This window comes from Taklimakanibacter lacteus (assembly GCA_003576695.1).
Classification (GTDB): domain Bacteria; phylum Pseudomonadota; class Alphaproteobacteria; order Rhizobiales; family Aestuariivirgaceae; genus Taklimakanibacter; species Taklimakanibacter lacteus.
Window position 1 is genome coordinate 66,504 of the sequence record QOZQ01000016.1, and the last position, 24,373, is coordinate 90,876.

Annotated in this window: 24 protein-coding genes; 20 read left to right on the forward strand and 4 right to left on the reverse strand. The window is 63.8% G+C overall.

Annotated features, from left to right (window positions below):
- Positions 1-60: 60 nt before the first annotated feature.
- The 5 genes from DT068_RS26350 to DT068_RS26370 all read left to right on the forward strand — a co-directional run bounded on the left by DT068_RS26350 (position 61) and on the right by DT068_RS26370 (position 4,116).
- Positions 61-1,071, forward strand: coding sequence for a peptidylprolyl isomerase (locus tag DT068_RS26350; RefSeq protein WP_162914472.1), 1,011 nt, complete (start codon positions 61-63; stop codon positions 1,069-1,071).
- A 56-nt stretch (positions 1,072-1,127) separates the two neighbouring features.
- Entirely contained in the window at positions 1,128-2,372 is a 1,245-nt protein-coding gene (gene argJ, locus DT068_RS26355) for a bifunctional glutamate N-acetyltransferase/amino-acid acetyltransferase ArgJ (protein WP_119392886.1), read from the forward strand.
- A 112-nt stretch (positions 2,373-2,484) separates the two neighbouring features.
- Positions 2,485-2,901, forward strand: coding sequence for a (deoxy)nucleoside triphosphate pyrophosphohydrolase (locus tag DT068_RS26360; protein WP_119392960.1), 417 nt, complete (start codon positions 2,485-2,487; stop codon positions 2,899-2,901).
- A 5-nt stretch (positions 2,902-2,906) separates the two neighbouring features.
- Entirely contained in the window at positions 2,907-3,686 is a 780-nt protein-coding gene (locus DT068_RS26365; protein WP_368905253.1) for a 2-keto-4-pentenoate hydratase, read from the forward strand.
- A 28-nt stretch (positions 3,687-3,714) separates the two neighbouring features.
- The gene (locus DT068_RS26370) at positions 3,715-4,116 is read left to right on the forward strand and encodes a hypothetical protein (RefSeq protein ID WP_162914473.1); all 402 of its coding nucleotides are present in this window, start codon (positions 3,715-3,717) and stop codon (positions 4,114-4,116) included.
- 3 nt (positions 4,117-4,119) lie between these two features.
- On the opposite strand, the gene DT068_RS26375 is transcribed toward DT068_RS26370, so the two are convergent.
- A complete protein-coding gene (locus DT068_RS26375; protein WP_119392889.1) occupies positions 4,120-4,998 on the reverse strand; it encodes a methyltransferase domain-containing protein in 879 nt (292 codons plus the stop codon).
- Between the two features lie 177 nt (positions 4,999-5,175).
- Here DT068_RS26375 and DT068_RS26380 point away from each other — a divergent pair, with 177 nt between their 5' ends.
- From DT068_RS26380 to DT068_RS26405, 6 genes are all read left to right on the forward strand, one after another.
- Complete coding sequence (locus tag DT068_RS26380; RefSeq protein WP_119392890.1) at positions 5,176-5,949, forward strand: ComF family protein; 774 nt, start codon at positions 5,176-5,178, stop codon at positions 5,947-5,949.
- A 28-nt stretch (positions 5,950-5,977) separates the two neighbouring features.
- Positions 5,978-6,247, forward strand: a complete 270-nt coding sequence (grxC, locus tag DT068_RS26385) for a glutaredoxin 3 (RefSeq protein WP_119392961.1) — start codon at positions 5,978-5,980, stop codon at positions 6,245-6,247.
- The gene (locus DT068_RS26390; protein ID WP_368905255.1) at positions 6,244-7,077 is read left to right on the forward strand and encodes a carbon-nitrogen hydrolase family protein; all 834 of its coding nucleotides are present in this window, start codon (positions 6,244-6,246) and stop codon (positions 7,075-7,077) included. The genes grxC and DT068_RS26390 overlap by 4 nt, the downstream gene beginning before the upstream one ends.
- A gap of 5 nt (positions 7,078-7,082) precedes the next feature.
- On the forward strand, positions 7,083-7,535 hold the full coding sequence (locus DT068_RS26395) for a DUF1178 family protein (protein WP_119392892.1): 453 nt from the start codon (positions 7,083-7,085) through the stop codon (positions 7,533-7,535).
- A 93-nt stretch (positions 7,536-7,628) separates the two neighbouring features.
- Positions 7,629-7,985 (forward strand): VOC family protein, encoded by a 357-nt coding sequence (locus tag DT068_RS26400; protein WP_119392893.1) that lies wholly within the window; start codon positions 7,629-7,631, stop codon positions 7,983-7,985.
- 58 nt (positions 7,986-8,043) lie between these two features.
- The gene (locus DT068_RS26405; protein ID WP_119392894.1) at positions 8,044-9,168 is read left to right on the forward strand and encodes a branched-chain amino acid ABC transporter substrate-binding protein; all 1,125 of its coding nucleotides are present in this window, start codon (positions 8,044-8,046) and stop codon (positions 9,166-9,168) included.
- Between the two features lie 21 nt (positions 9,169-9,189).
- On the opposite strand, the gene ubiG is transcribed toward DT068_RS26405, so the two are convergent.
- Positions 9,190-9,942, reverse strand: coding sequence for a bifunctional 2-polyprenyl-6-hydroxyphenol methylase/3-demethylubiquinol 3-O-methyltransferase UbiG (gene ubiG, locus DT068_RS26410; protein ID WP_119392895.1), 753 nt, complete (start codon positions 9,940-9,942; stop codon positions 9,190-9,192).
- 156 nt (positions 9,943-10,098) lie between these two features.
- Here ubiG and DT068_RS26415 point away from each other — a divergent pair, with 156 nt between their 5' ends.
- The 3 genes from DT068_RS26415 (at position 10,099) to DT068_RS26425 (ending at position 14,920) form a co-directional block, all read left to right on the forward strand.
- Positions 10,099-11,355 carry an aspartate kinase gene (locus DT068_RS26415; protein ID WP_119392896.1) on the forward strand — a complete coding sequence of 419 codons (1,257 nt, stop codon included), beginning with the start codon at positions 10,099-10,101 and terminating at the stop codon, positions 11,353-11,355.
- 83 nt (positions 11,356-11,438) lie between these two features.
- Positions 11,439-13,703: a phosphoenolpyruvate--protein phosphotransferase gene (gene ptsP / locus DT068_RS26420; RefSeq protein ID WP_119392897.1), complete on the forward strand. Its 2,265-nt coding sequence runs from the start codon at positions 11,439-11,441 to the stop codon at positions 13,701-13,703.
- A 107-nt stretch (positions 13,704-13,810) separates the two neighbouring features.
- A complete protein-coding gene (locus tag DT068_RS26425; protein ID WP_119392898.1) occupies positions 13,811-14,920 on the forward strand; it encodes a RodZ domain-containing protein in 1,110 nt (369 codons plus the stop codon).
- A 9-nt stretch (positions 14,921-14,929) separates the two neighbouring features.
- Here DT068_RS26425 and DT068_RS26430 read toward each other — a convergent pair whose 3' ends face one another.
- Positions 14,930-15,355: a cupin domain-containing protein gene (locus DT068_RS26430; protein WP_119392899.1), complete on the reverse strand. Its 426-nt coding sequence runs from the start codon at positions 15,353-15,355 to the stop codon at positions 14,930-14,932.
- Positions 15,356-15,565: 210 nt separating this feature from the next.
- On the opposite strand from DT068_RS26430, the gene prfA reads away from it, so the two are divergent.
- The 3 genes from prfA (at position 15,566) to DT068_RS26445 (ending at position 18,877) form a co-directional block, all read left to right on the forward strand.
- A complete protein-coding gene (gene prfA, locus DT068_RS26435; RefSeq protein ID WP_119392962.1) occupies positions 15,566-16,645 on the forward strand; it encodes a peptide chain release factor 1 in 1,080 nt (359 codons plus the stop codon).
- A 112-nt stretch (positions 16,646-16,757) separates the two neighbouring features.
- Positions 16,758-17,633 (forward strand): peptide chain release factor N(5)-glutamine methyltransferase, encoded by an 876-nt coding sequence (gene prmC / locus DT068_RS26440; RefSeq protein ID WP_368905260.1) that lies wholly within the window; start codon positions 16,758-16,760, stop codon positions 17,631-17,633.
- A gap of 341 nt (positions 17,634-17,974) precedes the next feature.
- Positions 17,975-18,877 (forward strand): DUF4167 domain-containing protein, encoded by a 903-nt coding sequence (locus tag DT068_RS26445; protein WP_119392901.1) that lies wholly within the window; start codon positions 17,975-17,977, stop codon positions 18,875-18,877.
- Here DT068_RS26445 and DT068_RS26450 read toward each other — a convergent pair.
- Entirely contained in the window at positions 18,865-19,428 is a 564-nt protein-coding gene (locus DT068_RS26450) for a class I SAM-dependent methyltransferase (protein ID WP_119392902.1), read from the reverse strand. The genes DT068_RS26445 and DT068_RS26450 overlap by 13 nt on opposite strands.
- A gap of 200 nt (positions 19,429-19,628) precedes the next feature.
- Here DT068_RS26450 and clpB point away from each other — a divergent pair, with 200 nt between their 5' ends.
- From clpB to DT068_RS26465, 3 genes are all read left to right on the forward strand, one after another.
- Entirely contained in the window at positions 19,629-22,229 is a 2,601-nt protein-coding gene (gene clpB, locus DT068_RS26455; RefSeq protein ID WP_119392903.1) for an ATP-dependent chaperone ClpB, read from the forward strand.
- Between the two features lie 83 nt (positions 22,230-22,312).
- Entirely contained in the window at positions 22,313-23,458 is a 1,146-nt protein-coding gene (locus tag DT068_RS26460; RefSeq protein WP_119392904.1) for a DUF3734 domain-containing protein, read from the forward strand.
- A complete protein-coding gene (locus DT068_RS26465; RefSeq protein ID WP_119392905.1) occupies positions 23,455-24,237 on the forward strand; it encodes a 3-hydroxybutyrate dehydrogenase in 783 nt (260 codons plus the stop codon). The genes DT068_RS26460 and DT068_RS26465 overlap by 4 nt, the downstream gene beginning before the upstream one ends.
- Positions 24,238-24,373 lie beyond the last annotated feature (136 nt).

The following is a 24,373-nucleotide window of genomic DNA, read 5'->3' on the forward strand; positions in this document are numbered from 1 at the left end:
AATGAGCTGTGACCGCGGCATTCCGGCCGCCCGGTACTGAGCCCCCAGATGGGAAATCCGATGCTGATGATTGAGAAATTCACCAAGTTCGCCGCTCTGTCGGCGGTGTCTTTCATGCTCCTGACGCCGGCCATGGCGCAGACGGCCGAGAAGAAGGAAGACAAGACAGTCGCCGTCGTAAATGGCCATGAAATCAAGGTTTCCGAGGTCGAGATGGCCGCCGAGGACATCCTCGGCCAGCTGCCGGATATCCCACCGAAGCTGCGCTATCCCTATATCGTCGAATACCTGGTCGAGCGTCACCTCCTGGCCCAGGCCGCGGTCAAGGAAGGCATTGCCGATTCGGACGAATACAAGCGCCGTCTCGCCCTTTATCAGGCGAAGGCGCTGCGCGATGCCTATTTCGCCCAGACCATCGTGCCGACCGTCACCGAAGAGGAAATGAAGAAGGCCTATGACACCGAGTCCGCCAAGGTGGCGCAGACGGAGCGTGTCAGGGCCCGCCACATCCTGGTCGCCAGCGAGCAGGAAGCCAAGCAGATCAAGGCCCGCATCGACAAGGGCGAGAAATTCGAGGACCTGGCCAAGCAATACAGCCTCGACGGCTCGAAGGAATATGGCGGCGATATCGGCTATTTCACCGCGCCCGAAATGGTGCCGGAATTCTCCAAGGCGGCCTTTGCGCTCAAGCCCAACGAGGTGTCGCAGCCGGTCAAGACCGATTTCGGCTGGCACATCATCAAGCTGGAAGACCGCAAGATGGGCGGTGCCCAGCCGTTTGACCAGGTGAAGACGGCGATCCGCAATATCCTCCTGCGCAAGAAGACCCAGGAGAAGATCATCAATCTCAGGCTCCAGTCCAAGGTCGAGCTCAAGGATCCCGATCTGCAGAAATTCGCCGAGGAGGCGCAGAAGCTGCGTCAGAAGGCGCTGCAGCAGAAGAGCGGCGCCAACTCGCAATCCAATGGCGAGCAGCAGGATGGCACCGACAGCCCCGGCCTGACCGGTGGCGGCGATGAGCAGCCCACGACAGGCGGCGGCAAATCGGATATGCAGGCCCCGCAGCAATAGGGCCGGCAACCCGGATCGGGCGATCCAGGTCATACTGATCGAGCGGGGAGGGGTTAATGGGGACTGTCAACGTCCGGTCGCCTTTGGCGCCGGAGCAATTTCCGGTTCTTCCGCCTCTTGACGGCGTCAGCTTAGCGGTCGCCGAAACCGGCATACGGTACAAGAACCGGCCCGATGTTCTGCTGGCGCTCCTTGCCCCCGGTACGGCGGTGGCCGGTGTGCTCACCTCGTCGAAGTCACGCTCCGCACCCGTAGACTGGTGCGCCGAGAAGCTGAAAGGCGGCAGCGCCCGCGCCCTCATCGTCAATTCCGGCAATGCCAATGCCTTTACCGGCAGTGCCGGCATCAAGACCGTCACGGCGGTCGCCAAGGCGCTCGCCGTCCAGGGGAAATGCAAGCCGCAGGAGATCTTCCAGGCCTCGACCGGCGTGATCGGCGAGCCGCTCAACCCGGCGCCGATCGTGAATGCCCTGCCGCAGCTCTTCGGCGCCTTGCGCGAGGATGCTTGGCCTGAGGCGGCGCGCGCCATCATGACGACCGATACGTTCCCCAAAGCGGCGACCCGCAAGGCCCGCCTCGGCGGCGTCACCGTCACGCTCAACGGCATCGCCAAGGGATCGGGCATGATCGCGCCCGACATGGCGACGATGCTGTCCTTCGTCTTCACCGATGCCGCCGTGCCGCCGCGCCTCCTGCAGAAGCTCTTGAGCCGCAGCGCGGCCAGGACTTTCAACTGCATCACCGTCGATGGCGACACGTCGACATCGGATACGCTGCTCGCTTTCGCCACCGGGACCGCCGGTCCCGTCCTCAAGGGCCTCAAATCCGAGGCCGATCCGCGGCTCAAGGATTTCGCCCGCGCCCTCGATGATCTGTGCAAGGATCTGGCGCTGCAGGTCGTGAAGGATGGAGAAGGCGCCGAGAAGCTGATCGAGATCACGGTCACGGGTGCCGAGAACGACAAGGCGGCGCGCAAGATCGGCATGGCGATCGCCAATTCGCCGCTGGTCAAGACGGCGATCGCGGGCGAGGATGCCAATTGGGGCCGCATCGTCATGGCGATCGGCAAGTCGGGCGAGAAGGCGATCCGCGACAAGCTCAAGATCTGGATCGGCGGTGTGCAGCTGGCCAGGAACGGCATGAAGGCACCCGACTATCGCGAAGAAGAGATCATGCCGCATATGAAGAGCCGCGCGATCGTCATCAAGGCGGATGTCGGCGTCGGAAAAGGCCGGGCGACAGTGTGGACCTGCGATCTCACCCACCGCTATATCGACATCAACGGCTCCTATCGCAGCTAGGCCGATGACGGCGCCATTGCCATTCGATCACGATTGCTTCAGATCGTTTCGATCTGAAGCAATGAACGTGATCGAACTCATTAATTCGACACGCGATTGGTAAGGAAAACCGGTGTCCACTTTTCCTCATCGCGCGTTAGTGCTGGTTGCCGCCGTGGCTCTGGTCGATGCTGACGGGCGGGTGCTCATCGCCAAGCGGCCGGAAGGCAAGGCGATGGCGGGCATGTGGGAGTTTCCCGGCGGCAAGGTCGAAGCGGGCGAGCGGCCGGAGCCGGCGCTCATCCGCGAGCTCAAGGAAGAGCTCGGCATAGATGTCACCGAAGCCTGCCTCGCGCCACTCACCTTCGCCAGCCATTCCTACGAGACATTCCACCTGCTGATGCCGCTCTATGTCTGCCGGCGCTGGAAGGGCATGGTGGCGGCGCTCGAGGGCCAGGAACTCAAATGGGTCAAGCCCAACCGGCTGCGCGACCATCCGATGCCGCCGGCCGACCTGCCGCTGATCCCGCATCTGATCGATCTCCTGTGAAGACGATGAGCGAGAGCGCGGCAGAAATCCTCGCCCGGCAGCGGCTCTCGCTCTCTCCCATAGATCTGGCAACCAATCAGCGGCCAGCAAATGAGGATGCCGCCTATGACCTGCAAGGCAAGGTCAATGCTCTGTTGGCGCAGGACCTTGGCCGGATCCGCGGGCACAAGATCGGCTGCACCACACCGGTGATGCAGGAATTCCTCGGCATCGGCAGTCCTTGCGCCGGGCGTGTCTTCGCCGGGACCGTGCTCGATCAGGAGGGCGAAGTTGCGCGCTCGCGCTACCGCAGGCTGGGTGTTGAATGCGAGATTGCGGTCGAGATCGGCACGGACATCGAGCCGCGACGCAAAGACTATACGCCGGAGGGACTCCTGGCGCATGTGAATGCGGTGATGGCGGGAATCGAGGTCGTCGATGACCGTTATGCGGATTACCGCGCGCTGGGTGTCGGCACGCTGATCGCCGATAATTTCTTCAATGCCGGTTGTGTGCTGGGCGTACCCATCATCCGTTGGCGCTCTTTCGATCTCGCGGGCCTTGTCGGGCATATGCGCATCAACGGCCGCGACGTCGGGCGCGGCACCGGCGCCCTGGTGATGGGGCATCCGTTCAACGCGCTGGCCTGGCTGGCGAACCGGCGGAGCGCCCGCGGTGAAGGGCTGCGGCGCGGCGAGTTCGTGTTCCTCGGCAGCCTCGTCGAGACCAAATGGCTCGCGGCCGGCGATGAAGTGGCGATCGAGATCGAGAGACTCGGCACCGCAAGCCTGTTGGTGGGGGTGTAAGTCCGGCAGGCGCAGGATATAGTCGATCATGCTGAGTCCAATGCTGCTGATCGGGGTAGGGATATTCGGCGCCGGCGTCTTCCTCGTGCTGGCCCTCCTGGTGACCCATGGCGGCGCCAACAAGATGCGCCAGTTTGCCGTCCTCGGGGACCTCCTGTCCGGACGCCACGGCGCCCGCATGCGGCGCCTGCTCATCCTGGCCTTCGCCGGCCTTCTTGTCGGTGCGCTCACTTCATTTGTGGCCGTTGCGTTGAATGACGCGGCGCTGGGCAAGCAATGCCGGAAAATCTGCGTGGAACGCGGTTTCGAGAAAGGCGCGATCGGTCTTTCCTCCCGTCCCGGTGACTCGGGGCGCGCCTACAAGATCTGCCGGTGCAGTGGCGGTGCCGAAGCGGACCAGGAGATCGATCTCGGCGATCTTCCCGACTGATTGCTAATCCCGCTTGAGCTTCACTTCCGCCGTCTTGAGCGCATCGGCGAGGCGCGCTTTGGCGCTGCCGGGACGCAAGGGCTGCTGCTGCGATGCATGCGGCGCCCAGCCGATGAGCCAGGCGGTCTCGACGGTCGCCCGCACCCGGCCATCCTTGTCTTTGAAGCGCTCATCATAGAGCGCCGCCGCGCGGGCGAGGAGCGAAGCGGTCACCGGTTTGCGGGCCCGGGCGGCGAGCGCATGCTGGAGGCCGAGGGCCTTGATCTCGCGCATGAGGGAGAGCGCATCCTTGTATCTCACCGTCGTCATGTCGATGTCGACGGCGGGCAGTGCGAAGCCGGCGCGCTGCATGAGGCTGCCCAGGTCGCGCAGATCAGCGAAGGGCGCGACCCGCAGGCTGGCGCCGCCCGTCACTTCGGCCTCGGCGGCAAGCCAGGCCTCGCGCAGCTCGCTCAGCGTGCGGCCGGCAAAGACAGTGCCGAGGAAAAGCCCGTCAGGCCGCAGGGCGCTGCGGAACTGGGCGAGGCTGCCCGGCACATCATTGATGCTGCTCAGGGTGAGCAGGCTGATGGTGCAGTCGAGGCTTTCGGCCGCGAAGGGCCAGGCCTCGTCCTCGCAGACGAGATCAATGCCGGGCTCCTTGACGGGCGCGGCGGTCACTATGGTGCCCAGCCGCGTGAGGCCGCTCAGATGCTCCCGGATCGCGCCGGCGGCCGGGCCGTAGATCAGCGTCGTCCGGAAGTCGCGCAGGATCAGACCGAGGCGGCTTTCGATCTCGGCGGCAAGCGCCTGGGCGAAGAAGGGCGGCCGGGTCGCGGCCACGCGCGCCAGATAGCGGCGCCGCAAAACCTTGTCGAAGAGCTGGGGAATTCCGGTCGTCATCGGCGGAACCTAGCGCGCTTCCCGGCGAAGTGGAATCACTTCGCCGAAAAGGAAACGCGCCAAATATGTTGGAGCAAATCCTTGTCGCCAAAGTCTTCAACCCCGGATCGGGTCCGGGGCAGGCCTTGGCGGGATTTGCTCTCGAAACGCCATGCGGATTCCATGTTACAATGCGGCATGGCCGCCCTGACGCTCTCGCACATTAAGCATGGCTTCGCGCGCGCCGGCCGATGTGGCCTCGACTGGCTCATCCCGCCGCAGTGCCTTATCTGCCATGGCGAGGTGGGCGAAGCGTCCGGTCTGTGCGTGAGCTGCTGGACGAAGCTCGCTTTCATCGAGGCGCCCTTCTGCGACCGGCTGGCGACGCCCTTTCCCTATGACCCGGGCGAAGGCATGGTCAGCGCTGCCGCTCTCGCCGATCCGCCGCCATGGGACCGCGCCCGTGCCGCGGTGATCTTCGATGACGCGGCGCGCGGGCTCGTTCATGCCCTCAAATACCGCGACCGCCACGAAGCCGGTCTCGTGATGGCGCGGCTGATGCGCCGGGCCGGCGCGGACCTGCTCGGCGATGCCGATGCGGTGGTGCCGGTGCCGCTCTATCGCTGGCGGCAATGGCGCCGGCGCTATAACCAGTCGGCGCTGCTCGCCCAGCTGATCTGCCGCGCCGCCGGCAAGCCTTTCAGTCCCCAGCTCCTGCGCCGGCTGAGGCGGACCCGCTCGCAAACCGGCCTCGATCATGAGGAGCGGCGGCGCAATATGCGCAACGCCTTCATTGTTCCCGAGGACGGCCTGTCCCTCGTCGCGGGAAGGTCCGTGCTCCTTGTCGATGACGTGCGCACGACGGGGGCGACGCTCGAAGCCTGCACCAAGGCCCTCAAGGCGGCCGGGGCCAAGCGTGTTGACGTCCTGACCTTCGCGCTTGTGCCAAAGCCCAAGCAACTCCATATTTAGGGCACCCCTGTTGTCCAATGTGACGGCCATGCCGAAAGTCACCATCTATACGACGGCCTTCTGCCCCTATTGCCACTCGGCCAAGGCGCTGCTCAATCGAAAGAACGTGGAGTTCTCCGAGATCGATGTGTCTTACGACGCCGAGGAGCGGCAGCGCATGATGGCGCGCGCTAATGGCCGGCGCACCGTGCCGCAGATATTCATCGGCGAGGTCCATGTCGGCGGCAGTGACGAGCTGCATGCGCTCGAGCGACAGGGCAAGCTTGATCCGCTGCTGGCCGGCGCGGGCGCTGCGTGAAGGCAGCCCTGATCCAGCTGTGTTCCGGCCGGGACATGGCGCGCAATATCGCCGATGCCGCGGGCCTGATCAGGGAAGCGGCACGCCAGGGGGCGCAGTTCGCCGCGACCCCTGAAATGACCAATATCCTCGAAACCGACCGCGACAGGCTGCGCGGGCTGGTGCGCGCGGAGCACGAAGATCGCTCGGTCCAGGCCTTTGCCGAGCTTGCCCGCGAGCTCCGCCTCTGGCTGCTCGCCGGATCATTCGCCCTCAAGGGGGCGGGCGCCAAGCTCCTCAACCGTTCGCTGCTGTTCTCGCCCGATGGCCAGGTGGCGGCCCGCTATGACAAGGTGCATCTCTTCGATGTCGACCTGCCCGATGGCCAGAAATTGCGGGAATCGGCGGCCTACGCGGCCGGCCATCCGGTCCCGGTCCTGCCGCTACCCTTCGCCACTATTGGCCTCACCATTTGCTACGATGTAAGATTCCCTCATCTTTACAGAGCTTTAGCCCAGGCCGGGGCAGACGTGCTGACGGTACCCTCGGCCTTCACCAGGATCACCGGCGAAGCGCACTGGCATGTGCTGCTGCAGGCGCGCGCCATCGAGACCGGCAGCTTCATCCTGGCGCCGGCGCAAGGGGGGCTGCATGAATGTGGCCGTGAGACCTTTGGCATGAGTCTTGCTGTTTCTCCGTGGGGCGATGTGATTGCGGAAGGCGGAAAGGAGCCCCAGCTTGTCATGGCTGAAATCGACCGGTCCAAAGCCGTGGAAGCGCGGCGGCGCATACCGGTCCTCGAGCCCGGCAAGCCGGTCATCTTGAATGCCCAGGGAGGGGTTGCTACCTAAAGGTCATGATACGTTACGATCTCGTTTGCGCCGACGGCCATGAATTCGACGGCTGGTTCTCCGACAGCGCCGCTTTTGACAAGCAGGCGCGCAAGGGCCTGGTTTCCTGCATCCATTGCGGCTCGACCAGGATCGAGAAGCAATTGATGGCGCCCGGCATTCCGGTGAAGAGCAACCGCAAGGCGGCGCCCGCCGAGCCGGCCAAGCCGATGCTCGCCGGGGCGTTCGACCCGCGCCAGCAGAAGCTCATCCAGATGATGCGTGAAGTGCGCAAGGCGGTCGAGGAGAACGCTGAATATGTCGGCAACCGCTTCGCCGATGAGGCGCGCAAGATCCATTACGAGGAAGCCGAGAAGCGCGGCATCTATGGCGAGACGACCAGCGACGATGCCAAGGCGCTGATCGAGGAGGGGATCGAAATCCATCCCCTGCCGATACTGCCCGAAGAGAGCAACTGATCTTTTCCGGGCCAGCACGCTGGCCGTTTTATTCAATCCATCCGGCCGCCCCTGAGCGAAGATGGCCTGTCGCAATTCAACAGGAGAAGTCCCATGGGCACGCAAGGCCATGACCGCCAGATCGACTATGTCGAGCTCAATGTCAGTGACATAGGCCGTTCCAAGTCATTCTACGGCAATGCCTTCGGCTGGTCGTTCACCGACTATGGACCCGATTACTGCGAGTTCAGTGACGGGCGCTTGAAGGGCGGCTTCACGACCACCGCCCCGGTGCGCGCCAGCGGCGGACCGCTCGTCATCCTCTATGGCGATGATCTCGAGGACATCGAGAAGCGCGTGCGCAAGGCCGGCGGCAGCATCGCCAAGCCGATCTTCAGTTTTCCGGGCGGACGCCGGTTTCATTTCTGCGATCCCGACGGTTACGAGCTGGCAGTGTGGTCGGCGCGCTAGTCGAGCGGAGCCTGCATCCCTCTCGCCCAGGCTCGGGAATTCGGCTAGGCTCGGACGCATGAGGAGAATTTTCGTCCTGGCCTGCAGCGTGTTGCTGGCGGCCGCCATGCATTCGGCGGCAGCAGCCGCCAAGATACAAATCGGCGTAGTTGGGCCGATGAGTGGCCCTTATTCTGCCTTTGGTGCGCAGCTGCGGCGCGGTGCCCAAATGGCTGTCGATGAGATCAACGCGGCAGGCGGCATTGATGGCGAAAAGCTCGCACTCGTCGTCGGCGACGACCGCTGTGAAGCAGACCGGGCAGTCACCGTGGCGGACAACATGGTCGCCAAGAAGGTCGTGCTGGTGGTTGGGCATTTCTGCTCCGGCGCCTCAATCGATGCATCGAAGGTCTATGCGCTCGAGAAGATTGTCCAGATTTCACCAGCCTCGACCAATCCTGTGTTCACTGAGCGGCGTCCGGGGCCGGGTGTCTTTCGCGTTGTTCCTTCCGATCGCAAACAGGCGGAGTTCGCCGGCAACTATATCGCCAAGAAATTCGCGGGGAAAAAAATCGCGATCGTCGGCGACGATAGCAACTATGGGTCTTCTTTGGCGCTTGCCGTCCGCAAGGCCATAGAAGCTTCCGGCCAGGCGCTCGCCGCGAGCGGGAGCTATGCCGGGGGCCAAAAGGACTTCGTCGCGCTGGTGGCGGACCTGAAGGCGGCAAAGGTCGATGTCGTCTATGCCGGCGGCTATCATACGGAGATCGGACTGCTCGTCCGCGAAATGCGCAAACAGGGGATGACCGCTCAGCTTATCGCAAGCGATGCGCTGGTAACGCGGGAATTCTGGGTCATCGCGCGGCGAGCGAGCGAGGGAACGCTCATGAGCTTCATGGCCGATCCGCGTAAGAATGCCGGCGCCGCAGCGATCGTGAAGAAGTTCAAAGCGAGGAAAATAGTGCCCGAGGGCTACACGCTGCATAGTTATGAAGCCGTCAAGCTGTGGGCCGATGCGGCCAAGTCGGCCGCGTCCACCGATTTCGACAGAGTCGTTTCAGGGCTTATGAAGGTTGACGCCGACACACCTATCGGCAGGGTCCGCTTCGACAATCATGGCGACCTGATGGAGCCGCAGCTGGTGTGGTATGTCTGGCGCAAGGGCAAATACGCTCCGCTTAAGAGCGCCGCGTCCGGAAATTGAGTTCTGCCTGCAAGCTTATCGTCAATTCCCCGGCTTCTGCGCGACGAGCATGTAGTTCACATCCATGTCGCGGGCCCGGCGCCATTCGCCTGAGAAGGGATTGTAGGTCACGCCGGTGCGATCGAGCTGCTTCAGGCCGCTCACCGCCAGCCAGGCCTCGAGCTCGTCCGGCGTGATGAATTTCTCCCACTGATGGGTCCCGCGCGGCAGCCAGCCCAGGATGTATTCGGCGCCGACGATCGCAAGGCCGAAGGATTTGAGGGTCCGGTTCAGCGTGGCGATGAAGATCAGGCCGTTGGGTCTGAGAAGACGTGCGCAGGTTTGAACGAAGGCCTTGGGATCCGTAACATGCTCGATCACCTCCATGTTGAGAATCACATCGAAGCTCTCTCCGGCGTCCGCCAGATCCTCGGCGGTGGCGGCGCGGTAGTCGATGGCGAGATCCTGTTCCTCGGCATGGACGCGGGCGGTGGCGATGTTCTTCTCCGACGGATCCACCCCGGTGATGTCGGCACCCAGCCTCGCCATGGGCTCGGTCAGCAGCCCGCCGCCGCAGCCGATATCGAGAAACCGCAAGCCCTCAAAGGGCCGCCGGACAAAGGGATCGCGGGCAAAACGCGCCGTGACCTGCTCCTTGATATAGGCCAGCCTGACGGGATTGAAGACGTGCAGGACGGCGAATTTACCCTTCGGATTCCACCATTCCGCGGCGATTTTCGAGAATTTCTCGATCTCGGCCGGGTCCAGGCTGCGGGCATTAAGGACAGAGGTCATCAGGGCTCCAGATTGTCGTTTCCCATTATTGCATAGGCTGGGGCCGTCATCTATGAGTACGCCGCGCCGCATCCCTCCCCAGTAAAAGGTTCGAGGACAAGGCGTGCCGGGATTCCCCAGGGACTCCTGTGCGCGTGAGGAAAGAGGTTTTGGGCCATGGGCCGCTTGGTGATGAAATTCGGGGGGACTTCGGTTGCGGATGTCGAGCGCATCCGCAATGTGGCGCGTCACGTCGAGCGCGAAGTCAAGGCGGGCCACGAGGTGGCCGTCGTCGTCTCGGCCATGGCGGGAACGACCGACAAGCTGGTCGGCTGGTGCCGGGAAGCGGCCGCCGTCCACGACGCCCGCGAATATGACGCCATCGTCGCCTCGGGCGAGCAGGTCACCGCCGGGCTTCTCGCCATCGTGCTGCAGGACATGGGCATACCGGCAAGGTCCTGGCAGGGCTGGCAGGTTTCGGTGAAGACCGACGGCGTGCATGGCGCGGCGCGCATCGTCTCGATCGATGCGCCGGAACTGCGTAAGCGCATGGAGCAGGGCCAGGTCGCGGTGATGGCGGGCTTCCAGGGTATCGGGCCCGACAAGCGAATCACCACTCTGGGGCGCGGCGGCTCCGACACGTCGGCGGTGGCGCTGGCGGCGGCGCTGGAAGCGCGCTGCGACATCTATACCGATGTCGATGGCGTCTACACGACCGATCCGCGCCTGGTTTCCAAGGCCCGCAAGCTGACGCGGGTCTCCTATGAGGAAATGCTGGAAATGGCGTCGCTCGGCGCCAAGGTGCTGCAAACACGTTCAGTTGAGTTAGCCATGGTTTACAAGGTACCCTTGCAGGTGCGCTCGAGTTTCGAGCCGCCCGATGCCGCCAATCAGAACCTGCCGGACGGCTCGGGGCCTGGAACACTCGTATGCGATGAGGACAGTATCGTGGAACAGCATGTTGTATCGGGCATCGCCTATTCGAAGGACGAAGCCAAGGTCTCGATCCGCAAGGTGAAGGACAAGCCGGGTGTTTCCGCCTCGATCTTCGGGCCCCTCGCCGAGGCCGATATCAGCGTCGACATGATCGTCCAGAACGTGTCGACCGATGGCGAGACGGCGAATATCACCTTCACGGTGGCGCGCAAGGACCTGCGCAAGGCGCTGGAAGTGCTGCAGGGGCTGAAAGACAAGGTCGGCTATCATGAGCTCACCCATTCGCTCGATGTCTCCAAGGTGTCGGTGGTCGGCATCGGCATGAGGAGCCATGCCGGCGTCGCCGCCAGGATGTTCAAGTCGCTGGCCGAGAAGGGCATCAACATCCAGGCGATCACCACATCGGAGATCAAGATCAGCGTGCTCATCGATGAGGCCTATACCGAGCTCGCAGTGCGCTCGCTGCACACGGCCTATGGCCTCGAAGGAGTCAATTGAGCGATGATGGCGGCGTTTCGCCATAAAGCGTTCTGCGCTTTGCAATGGAAACCGGCAACGGTTTCTCGCGAGGACACCGCCTGATGGTCACATCCGCCCTAGGCCCGCGTGTTCTTCTCAGAAGGCTCCGCGAGGTCATGGCGGAGCCGGAGACAGCGCAAAAGCGCCTCGACAAGATCGTCGTGCTCATCGCGGCCAACATGGTCGCGGAAGTGTGCTCCATCTATGTCATGCGGCCGGGCCAGGTGCTCGAGCTTTATTCCACCGAGGGCCTCAAGCGTGAGGCCGTCCATCTCTCGAAACTGAAGGTCGGCGAGGGCCTCGTCGGCATCATCGCCGCGGAGGCGCAGCTTCTCAATCTCGCCGATGCGCAAGCCCATCCGGCGTTCAAGTACCTGCCGGAGACTGGTGAAGAGGCCTATAATTCCTTCCTCGGCGTGCCGGTCCTGCGCAACGGCATCGTCATCGGCGTGCTGGTCGTGCAGAACCGCACGCGCCGCCATTATACCGAAGAGGAAGAGGAAGCGCTGCAGACGACGGCGATGGTGCTCGCCGAGATCATCGCGTCCGGCGAGCTCACCGAAGTGGCGCGTGATGTCGCCGCCGACATCGCCCATGTGCGCAGCCATCATGTGAAGGGCGAGGCGCTGGCCGACGGCATAGCGCTCGGCCATGTCGTGCTGCACGAGCCGCGCGTGGTGGTCGAGAACCTGATCGCCGAGAACATCCCCAGGGAAAAGGCGAGACTCGACGGCGCCATCGAGCAGTTGCGGGCCCATGTCGACGAGCTGGTGGACGGCACCGAGACGCGCGGCGGCGAATATTCGGAAGTGCTCGAGACCTTCCGCATGTTCGCGCATGACCGGGGCTGGGTGAACCGCCTGCGCGAGACGGTCGAGACCGGCCTCACCGCCGAAGCCGCGGTCGAGCGCGTGCAGAGCGACAACCGGGCGCGCATGATGAGGACGCCCGATCCCTATTTGCGCGAGCGCATGCATGATCTCGACGATCTGGCCAACCGGCTCCTGCGCATCCTCACCGGCCAGATCGCCACCGCATCGCGCGGCGATCTTCCGCAGAACGCCATCGTGGTGGCCCGCAATATGGGCCCGGCTGAGCTTCTCGACTATGACCGCACCAAACTGCGCGGCGTCATCCTCGAAGAGGGCGGCAGCACCAGCCATGTCGCCATTGTGGCGCGGGCACTCGGCATTCCCGCCATGGGCCAGAGCGAAGGCATCATCGATGTCGTCGACACCGGCACGCCGATCATCCTCGATGGCACGACGGGCGAGGTCTATGTCCGGCCGTCGCCCGAGATCGAGCGCGCCTATGCCGACAAGGCGCGCTTCAATGCCAGGCGCCAGGCGCAGTTCGCCGCCTTGCGCGACACGCCGTCCGTCACCAAAGACGGTGTCAAGATCGATCTCGGCATCAATGCCGGCCTCCTGGTCGACCTGCCGCATCTGCGCGATTCGGGCGCCGAGAGCATCGGCCTGTTCCGCACCGAATTGCAGTTCATGATGGCGCAGCATTTCCCGCGCCTCGATGCGCAGGTGCGGCACTATCGCAGCATCCTCGCCGCCGCGAATGAGCGTCCGGTGACCTTCCGCACCCTCGATATCGGCGCCGACAAGCTTCTGCCCTATCTGCGCCAGGCCAAGGAGGACAATCCGGCCATGGGCTGGCGCGCCATCCGCATGGCGCTCGACCGGCCGGCCTTGCTGCGTCTCCAGCTCAGGGCTCTGCTGAAGGCCGGCGCCGGGCAGAAGCTGCGCATCATGTTTCCGATGATCGCCGAGGTGCACGAGTTCCTTGCCGCCAAGGCGACGGTCGAGGAAGAGAAGCTCTATCTGAAGAAGCACGGTCACAAGGTCCCGGCGGGAATCGAGCTTGGCGCCATGGTGGAGGTGCCGGCACTCGTATGGCAGCTCGACCAGCTCCTGCCGGAGCTCGATTTCATCTCGATCGGCTCGAACGATCTGGTGCAGTTCCTGTTCGCGTCCGACCGCGGCAATCCGCGCCTGGCGCATCGCTACGATTCCCTGTCGCCGGCGGTCCTCAAGGCCATCCGTGCCATCGTGCTTGCCGGCGAGAAGCATGGCGTGCATGTCAATCTGTGCGGCGAGATGGCGGGCCGGCCGATCGAGGCGATGGCGCTCATCGGTATCGGGCTCAAATCGATATCCATGGCGCCGGCGGCGATCGGTCCGGTCAAGACCATGATCCTCTCGGTCGATCGGGCCAAATTGTGGGCCTTCATGGAACCGCTGCTGGCCAAGCCGGTGCCCTCCCTGCGCGATATGCTGAGCGCTTACGCTAAGTCTGCCGGCATCCGGCTGATTTAAGTTTCGAAATGGGGCGTTGTTAGCCTTCTGCTTACCATTCTGAGGCATGTTCAAGGCGGTATTAGCGTTACCGGCCGGTTAAGGCCGGCTGTCTGGAGAAGTGCTCCATGGATGTCGTATCCGCCGATCACGAGCGCGAAGAGCCTGTGCTCGAAGCAACCCCGTTCTACCGGCCGAAGCCGGATGGCGACCTCAACCCGGCCGGCGAGGCCGGCTGGTATCTGCAGCGCGAGCGCGAGCGGCGCGGCCTCAGCGTCGAGCAGGTGGGCGAGGCGACCGGCATCCATCCCTATCACGTCGAAGCGATCGAAATGGGCGACCTGACAAGGCTGCCCCAGCGCCTTGAAGCGCTCGAAATGGTCGGCATCTATGGCGAGCATATGGGCTTCGAGCCGGAACCCCTGGTCACCCACTATGCCGCTTTCCTGCCGCGCCCGGCCACGGCACAGGCCAAGGCCCATCCGGCCAATCCGGGGCCGCTGTCGAGCGCCAAGATTCTCAGATTCGGCAAGATGCCGCCTTTCCCGCGCTTCAACATCCGGAATTTCCCCGGTGGTGCCGGGGGCGTCATCGGGTCATGCTTTGCCGCCGTCCTGCTGTTCGCCACGGCGAGCTGGGTGATGCAGCCGGTGCCTGACCTGACGGTGAACGGGCAGGTCGCCCAGGATGAAAGCCAGCCGGAAGAAGGCGATCCGATGCCCACCGCCTCGACCGGCGAAAGCGATACGGATGTGGCGGTGAAGGACGAGCCGATGCCGGAAGAGGTGGAGGCCAAGGTCACCGACGAGACAGCGGCCGCGGGCAAGGATCCGTTGGCCGAAGAAGACGGCATCGGCGCCTTCATCGAGGGCAATTTCGAAGATCCGGCGCCGGCCGTGCAGGCGGAAAAGCCGGCGACCGAGGCCAAGAAGCCCGCCCCTGCCAAGGAAGTCGCCAATGCCGCGCCGGCCGAGGACGGATCGCGCCTCATGCTCAAGGCCAAGGCGCCTGTCTGGGTGCGCATCGAGGACTCGCAGGGCAATGTGGTCATGACCCAGATGCTGCGCGGCGGCGACACCTACAGCGTTCCCAACCGCCCGGGCCTGGTGGTCATCGCGCGCGACGGCGGGCTGCTCTCCTACCTCATCGATGGCAGGGAGCGCGGCATACTGGGCGTGCCCGGCCAGATCCTGGTCGGCCAGCCGCTCGACATCCCGGCGCTCGAAAAGCGCGGCTGAGATCAAGCCTCACGCCGAACGCGCTTCGGTTCGCTGTGTGAACCATTCGACAATGGCGGGCATTTTTTGCTCGAAGCCGCCCGGTATGAAGACGTTGAGCAATCCGAGCCTTTTGTCGGTCCGGTTCTCGAAATCGTGCACGACACCGGCCGGAATGCGGATGAACGAACCCTGGGCGGCGTCGATCCACACATCCCCGACCAGGAAGCTGGCCCTGCCCTCGATCACGTAGAAGATTTCGTCGTTACCTTCATGACAGTGCGCGCCCGGACCGCCGCTATGGCTCTCGAGCCACCACTCGGAGACTGCATAGCGGTCGTTCGTCTCGGCGCCATCGGCCTTGAACACCGCGCTCATGCGGCCCAGGGCGTAGGTTCGCCCCTGCCTTGCGGGGAGAAAAATCACTCCCGGCGGCGGTGAAGTGTGCCTTGTCATATCGGTGCAACTCGCCAATCGTTCACTTCGACAGCCTGGCTAGACATTTCGCTGTCCTCTGGATGGAAGGGCAGTGTGGCAGTCTGCCATTCACGAGTATTGAAGAAATGTTACCGAAGGCGCTCTAAATTGCCATTGAATACTGGGCTTGGCGGATGCGCCCGCCAAAGTCTTCAACTTTGGCGGGGTTTGCTCTACAAGCCCGGCATCATGAGCGCCATTCCGCAAGCCAAGCTCGACCGCATCCAGCAGCGTTTCGCCGTCATCGAGGCGGAGCTCGCCCAGGGTGCGTCGGGCGAGACCTTCGTCAGATTGTCGAAGGAATATTCCGAACTCAATCCGGTGGTGACCGCCGCCCGGGCGATGACCAAGATGCGCCTGGATCTCGATGGCCTCGAGGAGATGATCGGATCGGGCGACAAGGACATGGCGCAGATGGCGGAGGCCGAGAAGCCCGAGCTCCAGAAGCGCATCTCGGATATCGAGCAGGAACTCAGGATCCTGCTGCTGCCCAAGGACGCCGCCGACGAACGCAATGTCATCCTGGAAGTCAGGGCCGGCACCGGCGGCGATGAGGCGGCGATCTTCGTCGGCGACCTGTTCCGCATGTATCAGCGCTATGCCTCAATCCGGGGCTGGCGAGTCGAGGTGATCTCGGCCAGCGAGGGCGATCACGGCGGTTACAAGGAAATCATCGCCACCATCACTGGCGCCGGCGCCTATGCGCGGCTCAAATTCGAATCGGGCGTGCACCGGGTGCAGCGGGTGCCGCAGACCGAGGCCCAGGGCCGCATCCATACATCGGCGGCGACGGTGGCGGTGCTGCCCGAGGCGGAGGAGGTCGATATCGAGATCAATGACGCTGATCTGCGCATCGATGTCTATCGCTCCTCCGGACCCGGCGGACAATCGGTCAACACCACCGACAGCGCGGTGCGCATCACCCATCTGCCGAGCGGGCTCGTCGTCGCCCAGCAGGACGAGAAATCGCAGCACAAGAACAAGGCCAAGGCGCTCAAGATCCTGCGCGCCAGGCTCTATGAGCGCGAGCGCCAGCGTCTCGACGCCGAGCGCTCGGCCGCGCGGCGCGGCCAGATCGGCTCGGGCGACCGCTCGGAACGCATCCGCACCTATAATTTCCCGCAAGGCCGCGTCACCGATCACCGCATCAACCTGACGCTCTACAAGCTCGACCAGGTGATCGAGGGGCCGGCCCTCGATGAGCTGGTCAATGCGCTGATGACCGAGCATCAGGCCGAGCTCCTCGCCGCCGAAGCCGATGCGGCGTGACAGAACCCCTCCACTTTCGTCACCCCGGCGAAAGCCGGGGCCTATTAAATCGGTGAAGCGCGGGAAGCGCCGCTCGGCTGACTCTATTCAGGGGCCCCCGGCTTTCGCCGGGGTGACGGAGGGAAGGGTCGCGCAAGGGGGAGAGGAAAAGGCGAAGGACCTTCTGCGGGCGGCGAAGCGCGCGCTGGATGAGTGCGGCAATCCGACGCCGACACTCGATGCGCGGCTGCTGCTGCAGGAAGCCGCTGGCGTCAGCCGCGAAAAGCTGATTGCCGAGCCCGATCTCGATATAGCGGCGGAAGCCGCCGCGCGGTTTCGTAAATTCATGGATCGCCGGCTTCAGGGGGAGCCGGTCTCGCGCATTCTGGGGTATCGCGAATTCTACGGGCGGCGTTTCAGGATCACAACAGATACGCTCGATCCGCGTCCCGATACGGAAACGCTGATCGAGGCGGCGCTCGCCTTCATGCCCGCCGGCGCGGCCTGCCGCATCATCGATCTCGGCACCGGAACCGGCGCCATCGGCGTGACGCTGCTCGCCGAGCGCCCGCTTGCAACGGGCGTCCTCACGGATATCTCTTCCGCGGCGCTGGCGGTGGCGCGTGAAAATGCCAGGCTGCATGGCGTGGAGGCGCGGGTTTCCTTCAGTGAGGGAAGCTGGTTTGCCGGGATCGGTGGCCGCTTCGACCTGATCCTGTCCAATCCGCCCTATATCCCCCGGGCGATTCTCCCGACGCTTGCCGTCGAGGTCAGGAACTTCGATCCAGCGGGAGCCCTGGATGGCGGCCCCGACGGTCTTGAGCCTTATCGCCGGATCGCTGCCGGGGCAGCCCCCTTCCTCGCCCCCGGGGGGCATGTGATCGTCGAGATCGGAGCGGGGCAAGCTATTGAAATAGAACAAATTTTCCTTACTGATGGATTTCGCCTGGCGAACCGGTGGACCGATCTCGCCGGGCATGTCCGCTGCCTCGGTTTTGCACAGGCGTGACCGCGACAAAAAAGGGGTTGGAAAAGGCGGGGGGAAGGGCTACGTTAAATACGGTATTTCGTTCTGCCCGTTGCGATTAGCGCTAGACGGCAGGTGTCGGGACGGTCCACAGGGCAAAAGGTCCCTTCCACGTGAAGATTAGCGCGGTTGAAATGTAACGGGTCCAGGCCAGGATGCGTTCTCAGGCAGGACAAGACCTTACCTAAACCACAGGGACCGATTTGGCAGGGCTCGTTTGAGAGTCGATCGTCGATCAGAATCATGGCCGTCCGGCATGATGTGTGACTCTGCGTGTGGGAAACCGCGGACAGTATGAATTTAAACCAAGGCATGAGCAAAAAATGAGACCAGGTCAGCACAATAAGCGGGGCCGCGGCCGGAATCGTCGTCACAGTGGCGGCGGAGGCGGTGGTGGCGGCGGCGGTGGCAATCCGCTCAATCGTGTCTATGAGAGCAATGGCCCCGATGTGAAAGTGCGTGGCACGGCGCAAACCGTGGCCGACAAATATCTTCAGCTCGGGCGCGACGCCCAGGTCTCCGGCGACACCGTGATGGCCGAGAGCTACTATCAGCATGCCGAGCATTATCTGCGCATCCTTGCCGCGGCTCAGGCCTATCAGCAGCAGATGCAGCAGCAATATCGCCGTCCCGAGGATGAGTTTGGCGACGAGGACGAGATGGAGGCGGGCGGCGAAGGCGATGACAGCCAGCCCGATGTCGGCGAGCGTCCGGCCTTTGCAGGCGAGGCGGGCGAGCAGCCGGAAGGCTTCGATCAGGGGCCGGAGCGGCGCGACCATCAGCAGAACCGCGACAACCGCGATTATCAGAACAACCGCGACCGCGACTACCAGCAGGGCCGTTCGCAGGATCATCAGGGGCGTGACCGCAATGATCGCAACCGCGGCAATTTCCGTCCGCGCTGGGACAGGAACCGCGATCACCAGGGTGGCGGCGAGGGTCGCTACGGCAATCAGCAGAACCAGCAGCCCTACCAGCCGCGGCGCGATGAGCAGCCGGTCGAAGCCGAGCAACCGCAACCGCTTCCGGCCGCGGTGGCCGAGCCTCCGGCTCCGCCCGCGCCACCTGCCGAAGTCAACGGCGCGAGCGAGAAATGGGATGGGCCGCAACCCTCCTTCCTGAAGCGCCCGACAACCGGGCGCGGACGCAGGCCCCGTCGCGAGGCGGCAGCTGCTGGAGAGTCCGCCGCGCCGGCCCCGCAAGAGGACGTCCCTCAGGCCGACTGAGAGAAGCTCCGATCATGCTCGCAGGATGAACGGTACATGTAGTACCGTTCGCTGCGAACAGCCGCCGGCAACGGCAACCGCCAGGCCTCGGGCAGGTTCAAGGGCAGATCCGAAAGGACGATCGCGCCCGGTGCCAGCAGTGCCGGCAGGTTCTGGCTGACCAGCGCCGCGACCTCGGCATTGTAAGCCTCGTCATAAGTGCCGACGTCGGAATTGACGAGAACGACCTGGCCGGCGAAACGGTGGCGCGCCTGAGGCAGGGTGTCGGACAATTTACCGAGAATCAGATGGGTTTCATCCGGGGTGCAGTCGGCAAAGCAGTCGATCTCGCGGTCGAACACGAAGATGTCGCGATCCGGCAGATGGCGGCGCAGATGATCGAAGGTGCGGCCATGGCCGAGCCCCAGCTCGAAGACCGGGCCCGGCCGGTTCCTGATCTGCTCGACGGCCCAGTTGAGGCATATATGCTGGGCTTCCAGGCGGAACAGCAGCCGCTCCAGCCGGGTCGGCTCGAGCGCGTGCGGGTCTTGCGGGGTGCGGCCGTTTTCCATGTTTTTCTCTATAGTAAGGGTCGGCTCATCTTGCGAGACGGGAAATTCATTCCCATATCCGCCTTGCGGGATGACCGGACCGGAACGGAACGCCTCATCGAGGGTTTCGTGACGGCGAGGGGACTTCCCACCCAGCCCATGACGACGTTGGATAGGGTGCCTTTGGGGCCCTTAAAACGTGCCGAGGAGGAGAATATACAATGGATTTCGAGAAATACACCGAGCGGGCCCGCGGTTTCATCCAGTCGGCCCAGGCGCTGGCCCTGCGCGAGGGCCATCAGCGCTTCAGCCCCGAACATCTCCTGAAAGTCCTGCTCGACGACGAGGAAGGCCTGGCCTCGGGCCTCATCGGCGCTGCCGGCGGCAACAGCCGCCAGGCGCTGGCCGAAGTGGAAGCAGCCTTGAAGCGCATGCCGAAGGTGTCGGGCGGCGGCGCCGGCCAGGTGTATCTCGCGCCCGAGACGGCGCGCGTCTTCGAGGCGGCGAACCAACTCGCCCAGAAAGCGGGCGACAGCTTCGTCACCGCCGAACGCCTGTTGCAGGCGCTCACGATCGAAAAGTCGGAAGCCCAGAAGGCCTTGAAGGATGCGGGCGTCACGCCGCAGCGCCTCAATGAGGCGATCAACGACCTGCGCAAGGGGCGCACGGCGGATTCCGCTTCCGCCGAGCAGGCCTATGACGCGCTCAAGAAATATTCGCGCGACCTCACCGAGGCGGCGCGCGCCGGCAAGCTCGATCCCGTCATCGGGCGCGATGACGAGATCCGCCGCACCATCCAGGTGCTGTCGCGGCGCACCAAGAACAATCCCGTCCTCATCGGCGAGCCGGGCGTCGGCAAGACCGCGATCGCGGAAGGCCTCGCTTTGCGCATCGTCAATGGCGATGTGCCGGAAAGCCTCAAGGACAAGAAGCTGCTCGCCCTCGACATGGGCGCTCTCATCGCCGGCGCCAAATATCGCGGCGAGTTCGAGGAGCGGCTGAAAGCCGTGCTGTCGGAAGTGACGGCGTCGGATGGCGGCATCATCCTGTTCATCGACGAAATGCACACCCTCGTCGGCGCCGGCAAGGCCGACGGCGCGATGGATGCGTCCAACCTGCTCAAGCCTGCGCTGGCGCGCGGCGAATTGCATTGCGTCGGCGCCACCACGCTCGATGAGTATCGTAAGCATGTCGAGAAGGACGCCGCCCTGGCGCGGCGCTTCCAGCCGGTCTTCGTCACCGAGCCCTCGGTCGAGGACTCGATCTCGATCCTGCGCGGCATCAAGGAGAAATATGAGGAGCACCACAAGGTGCGGATCACCGATTCCGCCCTTGTCGCGGCGGCCCAGCTCTCCAACCGCTACATCACCGACCGCTTTCTGCCCGACAAGGCGATCGACCTCATGGACGAGGCGGCCTCGCGCCTCAGGATGCAGGTCGATTCGAAGCCGGAAGAGCTCGATGAGGTCGACCGCGACATCATGCAGATGCAGATCGAGCGCGAGGCGCTGAAGAAGGAGACCGACCGCGCCTCCAAGGACCGGCTTGCCAAGCTCGAGAAGGACCTGGCTAATCTGCAGGAGAAATCCGCCACGCTGACGCGCAACTGGCAGGCGGAGAAGCAGAAGCTCGCCTCGGCGGCAACGATCAAGAAGGAACTGGGCGATGCGCGGACTGCGCTCGAGCAGGCGCAGCGCAAGGGCGATTTCGCCAAAGCGGGCGAACTTGCCTATGCGACCATTCCCGGACTCGAGAAGAAGCTCAAGGAGGTCGAGGAAGCGGCCGAAAAGGGCAAGCAGATGGTCGAGGAGGCGGTGACCGAGAACCATGTGGCGCAGGTCGTGTCGCGCTGGACCGGCATTCCGGTCGACAAGATGCTGGAAGGCGAGCGCGACAAGCTGCTCAAGATGGAAGAAGGCCTCGGCAAGCGTGTCGTTGGCCAGTCGGAAGCGGTGAAGGCCGTCTCGACGGCGGTCAGGCGCGCGCGGGCGGGTCTTCAGGATCCCAACCGGCCGATCGGCTCCTTCATGTTCCTGGGGCCGACGGGCGTCGGCAAGACCGAGCTCACCAAGGCGCTCGCTGCCTTCCTGTTCGACGACGAGCACGCGATGGTGCGTATCGACATGTCGGAATATATGGAGAAGCATTCGGTCGCCCGCCTCATCGGCGCGCCTCCGGGCTATGTCGGCTATGACGAGGGCGGTGCGCTCACCGAAGCGGTGCGGCGGCGTCCCTATCAGGTGGTGCTGTTCGACGAGATCGAGAAGGCGCATCCCGATGTGTTCAACGTGCTGCTCCAGGTGCTCGATGACGGACGCCTCACCGACGGCCAGGGCCGCACGGTGGATTTCCGCAACACGCTCATCGTGATGACGTCCAATCTGGGCTCGGAATATCTCGTCAGCCTCGGCGAGGATCAGGATGTCGATCAGGTGCGCGACCAGGTGATGAATGTGGTCAGGAGCCACTTCCGCCCGGAATTCCTGAACCGGCTCGACGAGATCATCCTGTTCCATAGGCTGAAGCGCGAGCATATGGGCGCCATCGTCGATATCCAGCTCGAGCGGCTGGCGAAGCTGCTCGGCGATCGCAAGATCACCGTCAGGCTCGACAAGGCGGCGCATGAGTGGCTGGCCGCGAAGGGCTATGATCCGGCCTATGGCGCACGCCCGTTGAAGCGCGTCATCCAGAAGTCGCTGCAGGATCCGCTGGCCGAGGAGATCCTTGCCGGCAATGTCGCCGACGGCGATACGGTCGATGTCGGCGCCGGCAAGGACGGGCTCACGCTCAAGGCCGGGAAGTCGAAGGCCAAGGCGGCCTAAAGGGCGGCCACCCTCGCGACATTACTGCGATTTCACCCGGGCCTATGTTGCAATGCAGCATATGCCCGGTCTACATTCGGCCCATGGCTGCAAAATCATCGGAAAACCATGGCGAGATCGTCCTCGTCCTGCAAGGCGGAGGCGCCCTTGGCGCCTATCAGGCGGGCGCCTTCGAGGCCTTGAGCGAGCATGGCCTGGCGCCCGGCTGGATCGCCGGCATTTCGATCGGCGCCATCAACGGAGCGATCATCGCCGGCAATTCGCCCGAGAATCGCGTCGGGAAGCTGCGCAGCTTCTGGGAGCGCGTGTCGTCGGGCCTCAAAGGCCTGCCGCTGATGGGCGATGGCCATTACCGCACCGCCTTCAATGATGCGAGCGCGCTGTGGGGCCTTTATTTCGGCGTGCCGGGCTTCTTCGAGCCGCGTTTTCCACCGCCGGTGCTGACTTCGGGCGATGGCCCGCAAGGCATCAGCTATTATTCGACCGAGCCCCTGACGCGCAGCCTGAGCGAGCTCGTCGATTTCGATTATCTCAACCGCGATGGCCCCAGACTCAGCGTCGGCGCCGTCAATATCCGCACCGGCAATCTCGCTTTCTTCGACCGGGCCAGGGAAGAGATCAAGCTGCATCATGTGCTCGCTTCCGGCGCCCTGCCGCCTGGCCTGCCGCCGGTGCGCATCGGCGAGGATTATTTCTGGGACGGCGGCATCGTCTCCAACACGCCCCTGCAATATGTGATCGACGAACCGCCGCCAGCTCCGCAAATGTGCATCTTCCAGGTCGACCTGTTCAGCGCACGCGGCACCTTGCCGCGCAATCTTCTCGATGCGGTCGAGCGCGAGAAGGAGATCCGCTATTCGAGCCGCACCAGGCTCAATACCGACATGGCGGCGAAGCGGCACGAATTGCGCTGCGCGCTCAAGCGCCTGCTGCACAAGCTGCCGGAAAAGCTGCGCAACGATCCGGATACTTTGCGCCTGGCGCGGGTAGAGGATGAGCCCGCGGTCACCATCGTTCATCTCATCTATCGCGAGCGCGCCTATGAGACGCATGCGCGCGACTATGAATTCTCGCGCCTGTCGGTCGAGGAGCATTGGGAGCAGGGCCGCAGGGACGTGTTCGCGACCTTGGCGCATGACAGCTGGAAGAACCGGGGAACGCCCGAAGAGGGTGTGACAGTCCTCGATCTCACCCGAAGACCCCAAAAATCGCATGGAGTATCCGCATGAAGCTCGACCAGAAGATCGCCATCGTCACCGGGGCCGCGAGCGGCATCGGCCTCGCCATCGCCCGGCGCTATGTCGCGGAAGGGGCAACCGTCGCCATTGCCGATCTCAAGGAAGAGGCGGCGAAGGCGGCCGCCGCCGATCTGAGCAAGCTTGGGCCCGGCAAGGCCATCGGGATCGCCATGGACGTGACAAGCGAGCGCCAGGTCAATGACGGCGTGGCCATGGTGGTGCGGCAATTCGGCCAGGTCGACATACTGGTGAGCAATGCCGGCATACAGATCGTGCACCGTATCGAGGAGTTTCCCTACGAGGAATGGAAGAAGCTGATCGCCATCCATCTCGATGGCGCCTTCCTCACCGCCAAGGCCTGCCTGCCCCACATGTACAAGCGCAAATCGGGCAGCATCATCTTCATGGGCTCGGTGCACTCGAAAGAGGCTTCGCCGCTCAAATCGGCCTATGTGGCGGCCAAGCACGGCATATTGGGCCTGGCGCGCACCCTCGCCAAGGAAGGCGGGCCCTATAATGTGCGCAGCAATGTCATCTGCCCCGGCTTCGTGCGCACGCCGCTCGTCGAGAAGCAGATTCCCGAGCAGGCGCGCGATCTCAAGATCTCCGAGGAGGAGGTGGTGAAGCGCGTGATGCTCGGCAACACCGTCGACCAGCTCTTCACCACGGTCGAGGACGTCGCCGAAGTCGCCCTGACGCTGGCCGCTTTCGACACGGCCGCGCTTACCGGGCAATCCATCGTGGTGAGCCACGGCTGGAATATGAACTGACGCTTTGCTTGCGCATCGGATTGTCCGAAAACCGCTTCGCACTTTTTGGTCCGATGCTTTTTGTTAGCGCATCGGATTATCCGAAAACCGCTTCGCACTTTTTGGTCCGATGCTTTTTGTTAGCGCATCGGATTAT

What these genes read in the sequence shown, in the direction of transcription:
- DT068_RS26380 (WP_119392890.1), top strand. Translation starts at nt 5,176, where the DNA reads ATGGCCGCCCTGACGCTCTCGCACATTAAGCATGGCTTCGCGCGCGCC.
- DT068_RS26415 (WP_119392896.1), top strand. Translation starts at nt 10,099, where the DNA reads ATGGGCCGCTTGGTGATGAAATTCGGGGGGACTTCGGTTGCGGATGTC.
- prfA (WP_119392962.1), top strand. Translation starts at nt 15,566, where the DNA reads ATGAGCGCCATTCCGCAAGCCAAGCTCGACCGCATCCAGCAGCGTTTC.
- DT068_RS26430 (WP_119392899.1), bottom strand. Translation starts at nt 15,355, where the DNA reads ATGACAAGGCACACTTCACCGCCGCCGGGAGTGATTTTTCTCCCCGCA.
- DT068_RS26450 (WP_119392902.1), bottom strand. Translation starts at nt 19,428, where the DNA reads ATGGAAAACGGCCGCACCCCGCAAGACCCGCACGCGCTCGAGCCGACC.
- DT068_RS26465 (WP_119392905.1), top strand. Translation starts at nt 23,455, where the DNA reads ATGAAGCTCGACCAGAAGATCGCCATCGTCACCGGGGCCGCGAGCGGC.
- DT068_RS26460 (WP_119392904.1), top strand. Translation starts at nt 22,313, where the DNA reads ATGGCTGCAAAATCATCGGAAAACCATGGCGAGATCGTCCTCGTCCTG.
- DT068_RS26375 (WP_119392889.1), bottom strand. Translation starts at nt 4,998, where the DNA reads ATGACGACCGGAATTCCCCAGCTCTTCGACAAGGTTTTGCGGCGCCGC.
- argJ (WP_119392886.1), top strand. Translation starts at nt 1,128, where the DNA reads ATGGGGACTGTCAACGTCCGGTCGCCTTTGGCGCCGGAGCAATTTCCG.
- ubiG (WP_119392895.1), bottom strand. Translation starts at nt 9,942, where the DNA reads ATGACCTCTGTCCTTAATGCCCGCAGCCTGGACCCGGCCGAGATCGAG.
- DT068_RS26425 (WP_119392898.1), top strand. Translation starts at nt 13,811, where the DNA reads ATGGATGTCGTATCCGCCGATCACGAGCGCGAAGAGCCTGTGCTCGAA.
- DT068_RS26405 (WP_119392894.1), top strand. Translation starts at nt 8,044, where the DNA reads ATGAGGAGAATTTTCGTCCTGGCCTGCAGCGTGTTGCTGGCGGCCGCC.
- grxC (WP_119392961.1), top strand. Translation starts at nt 5,978, where the DNA reads ATGCCGAAAGTCACCATCTATACGACGGCCTTCTGCCCCTATTGCCAC.
- DT068_RS26400 (WP_119392893.1), top strand. Translation starts at nt 7,629, where the DNA reads ATGGGCACGCAAGGCCATGACCGCCAGATCGACTATGTCGAGCTCAAT.
- clpB (WP_119392903.1), top strand. Translation starts at nt 19,629, where the DNA reads ATGGATTTCGAGAAATACACCGAGCGGGCCCGCGGTTTCATCCAGTCG.
- DT068_RS26370 (WP_162914473.1), top strand. Translation starts at nt 3,715, where the DNA reads ATGCTGAGTCCAATGCTGCTGATCGGGGTAGGGATATTCGGCGCCGGC.
- ptsP (WP_119392897.1), top strand. Translation starts at nt 11,439, where the DNA reads ATGGTCACATCCGCCCTAGGCCCGCGTGTTCTTCTCAGAAGGCTCCGC.
- DT068_RS26395 (WP_119392892.1), top strand. Translation starts at nt 7,083, where the DNA reads ATGATACGTTACGATCTCGTTTGCGCCGACGGCCATGAATTCGACGGC.
- DT068_RS26365 (WP_368905253.1), top strand. Translation starts at nt 2,907, where the DNA reads ATGAGCGAGAGCGCGGCAGAAATCCTCGCCCGGCAGCGGCTCTCGCTC.
- DT068_RS26445 (WP_119392901.1), top strand. Translation starts at nt 17,975, where the DNA reads ATGAGACCAGGTCAGCACAATAAGCGGGGCCGCGGCCGGAATCGTCGT.
- DT068_RS26350 (WP_162914472.1), top strand. Translation starts at nt 61, where the DNA reads ATGCTGATGATTGAGAAATTCACCAAGTTCGCCGCTCTGTCGGCGGTG.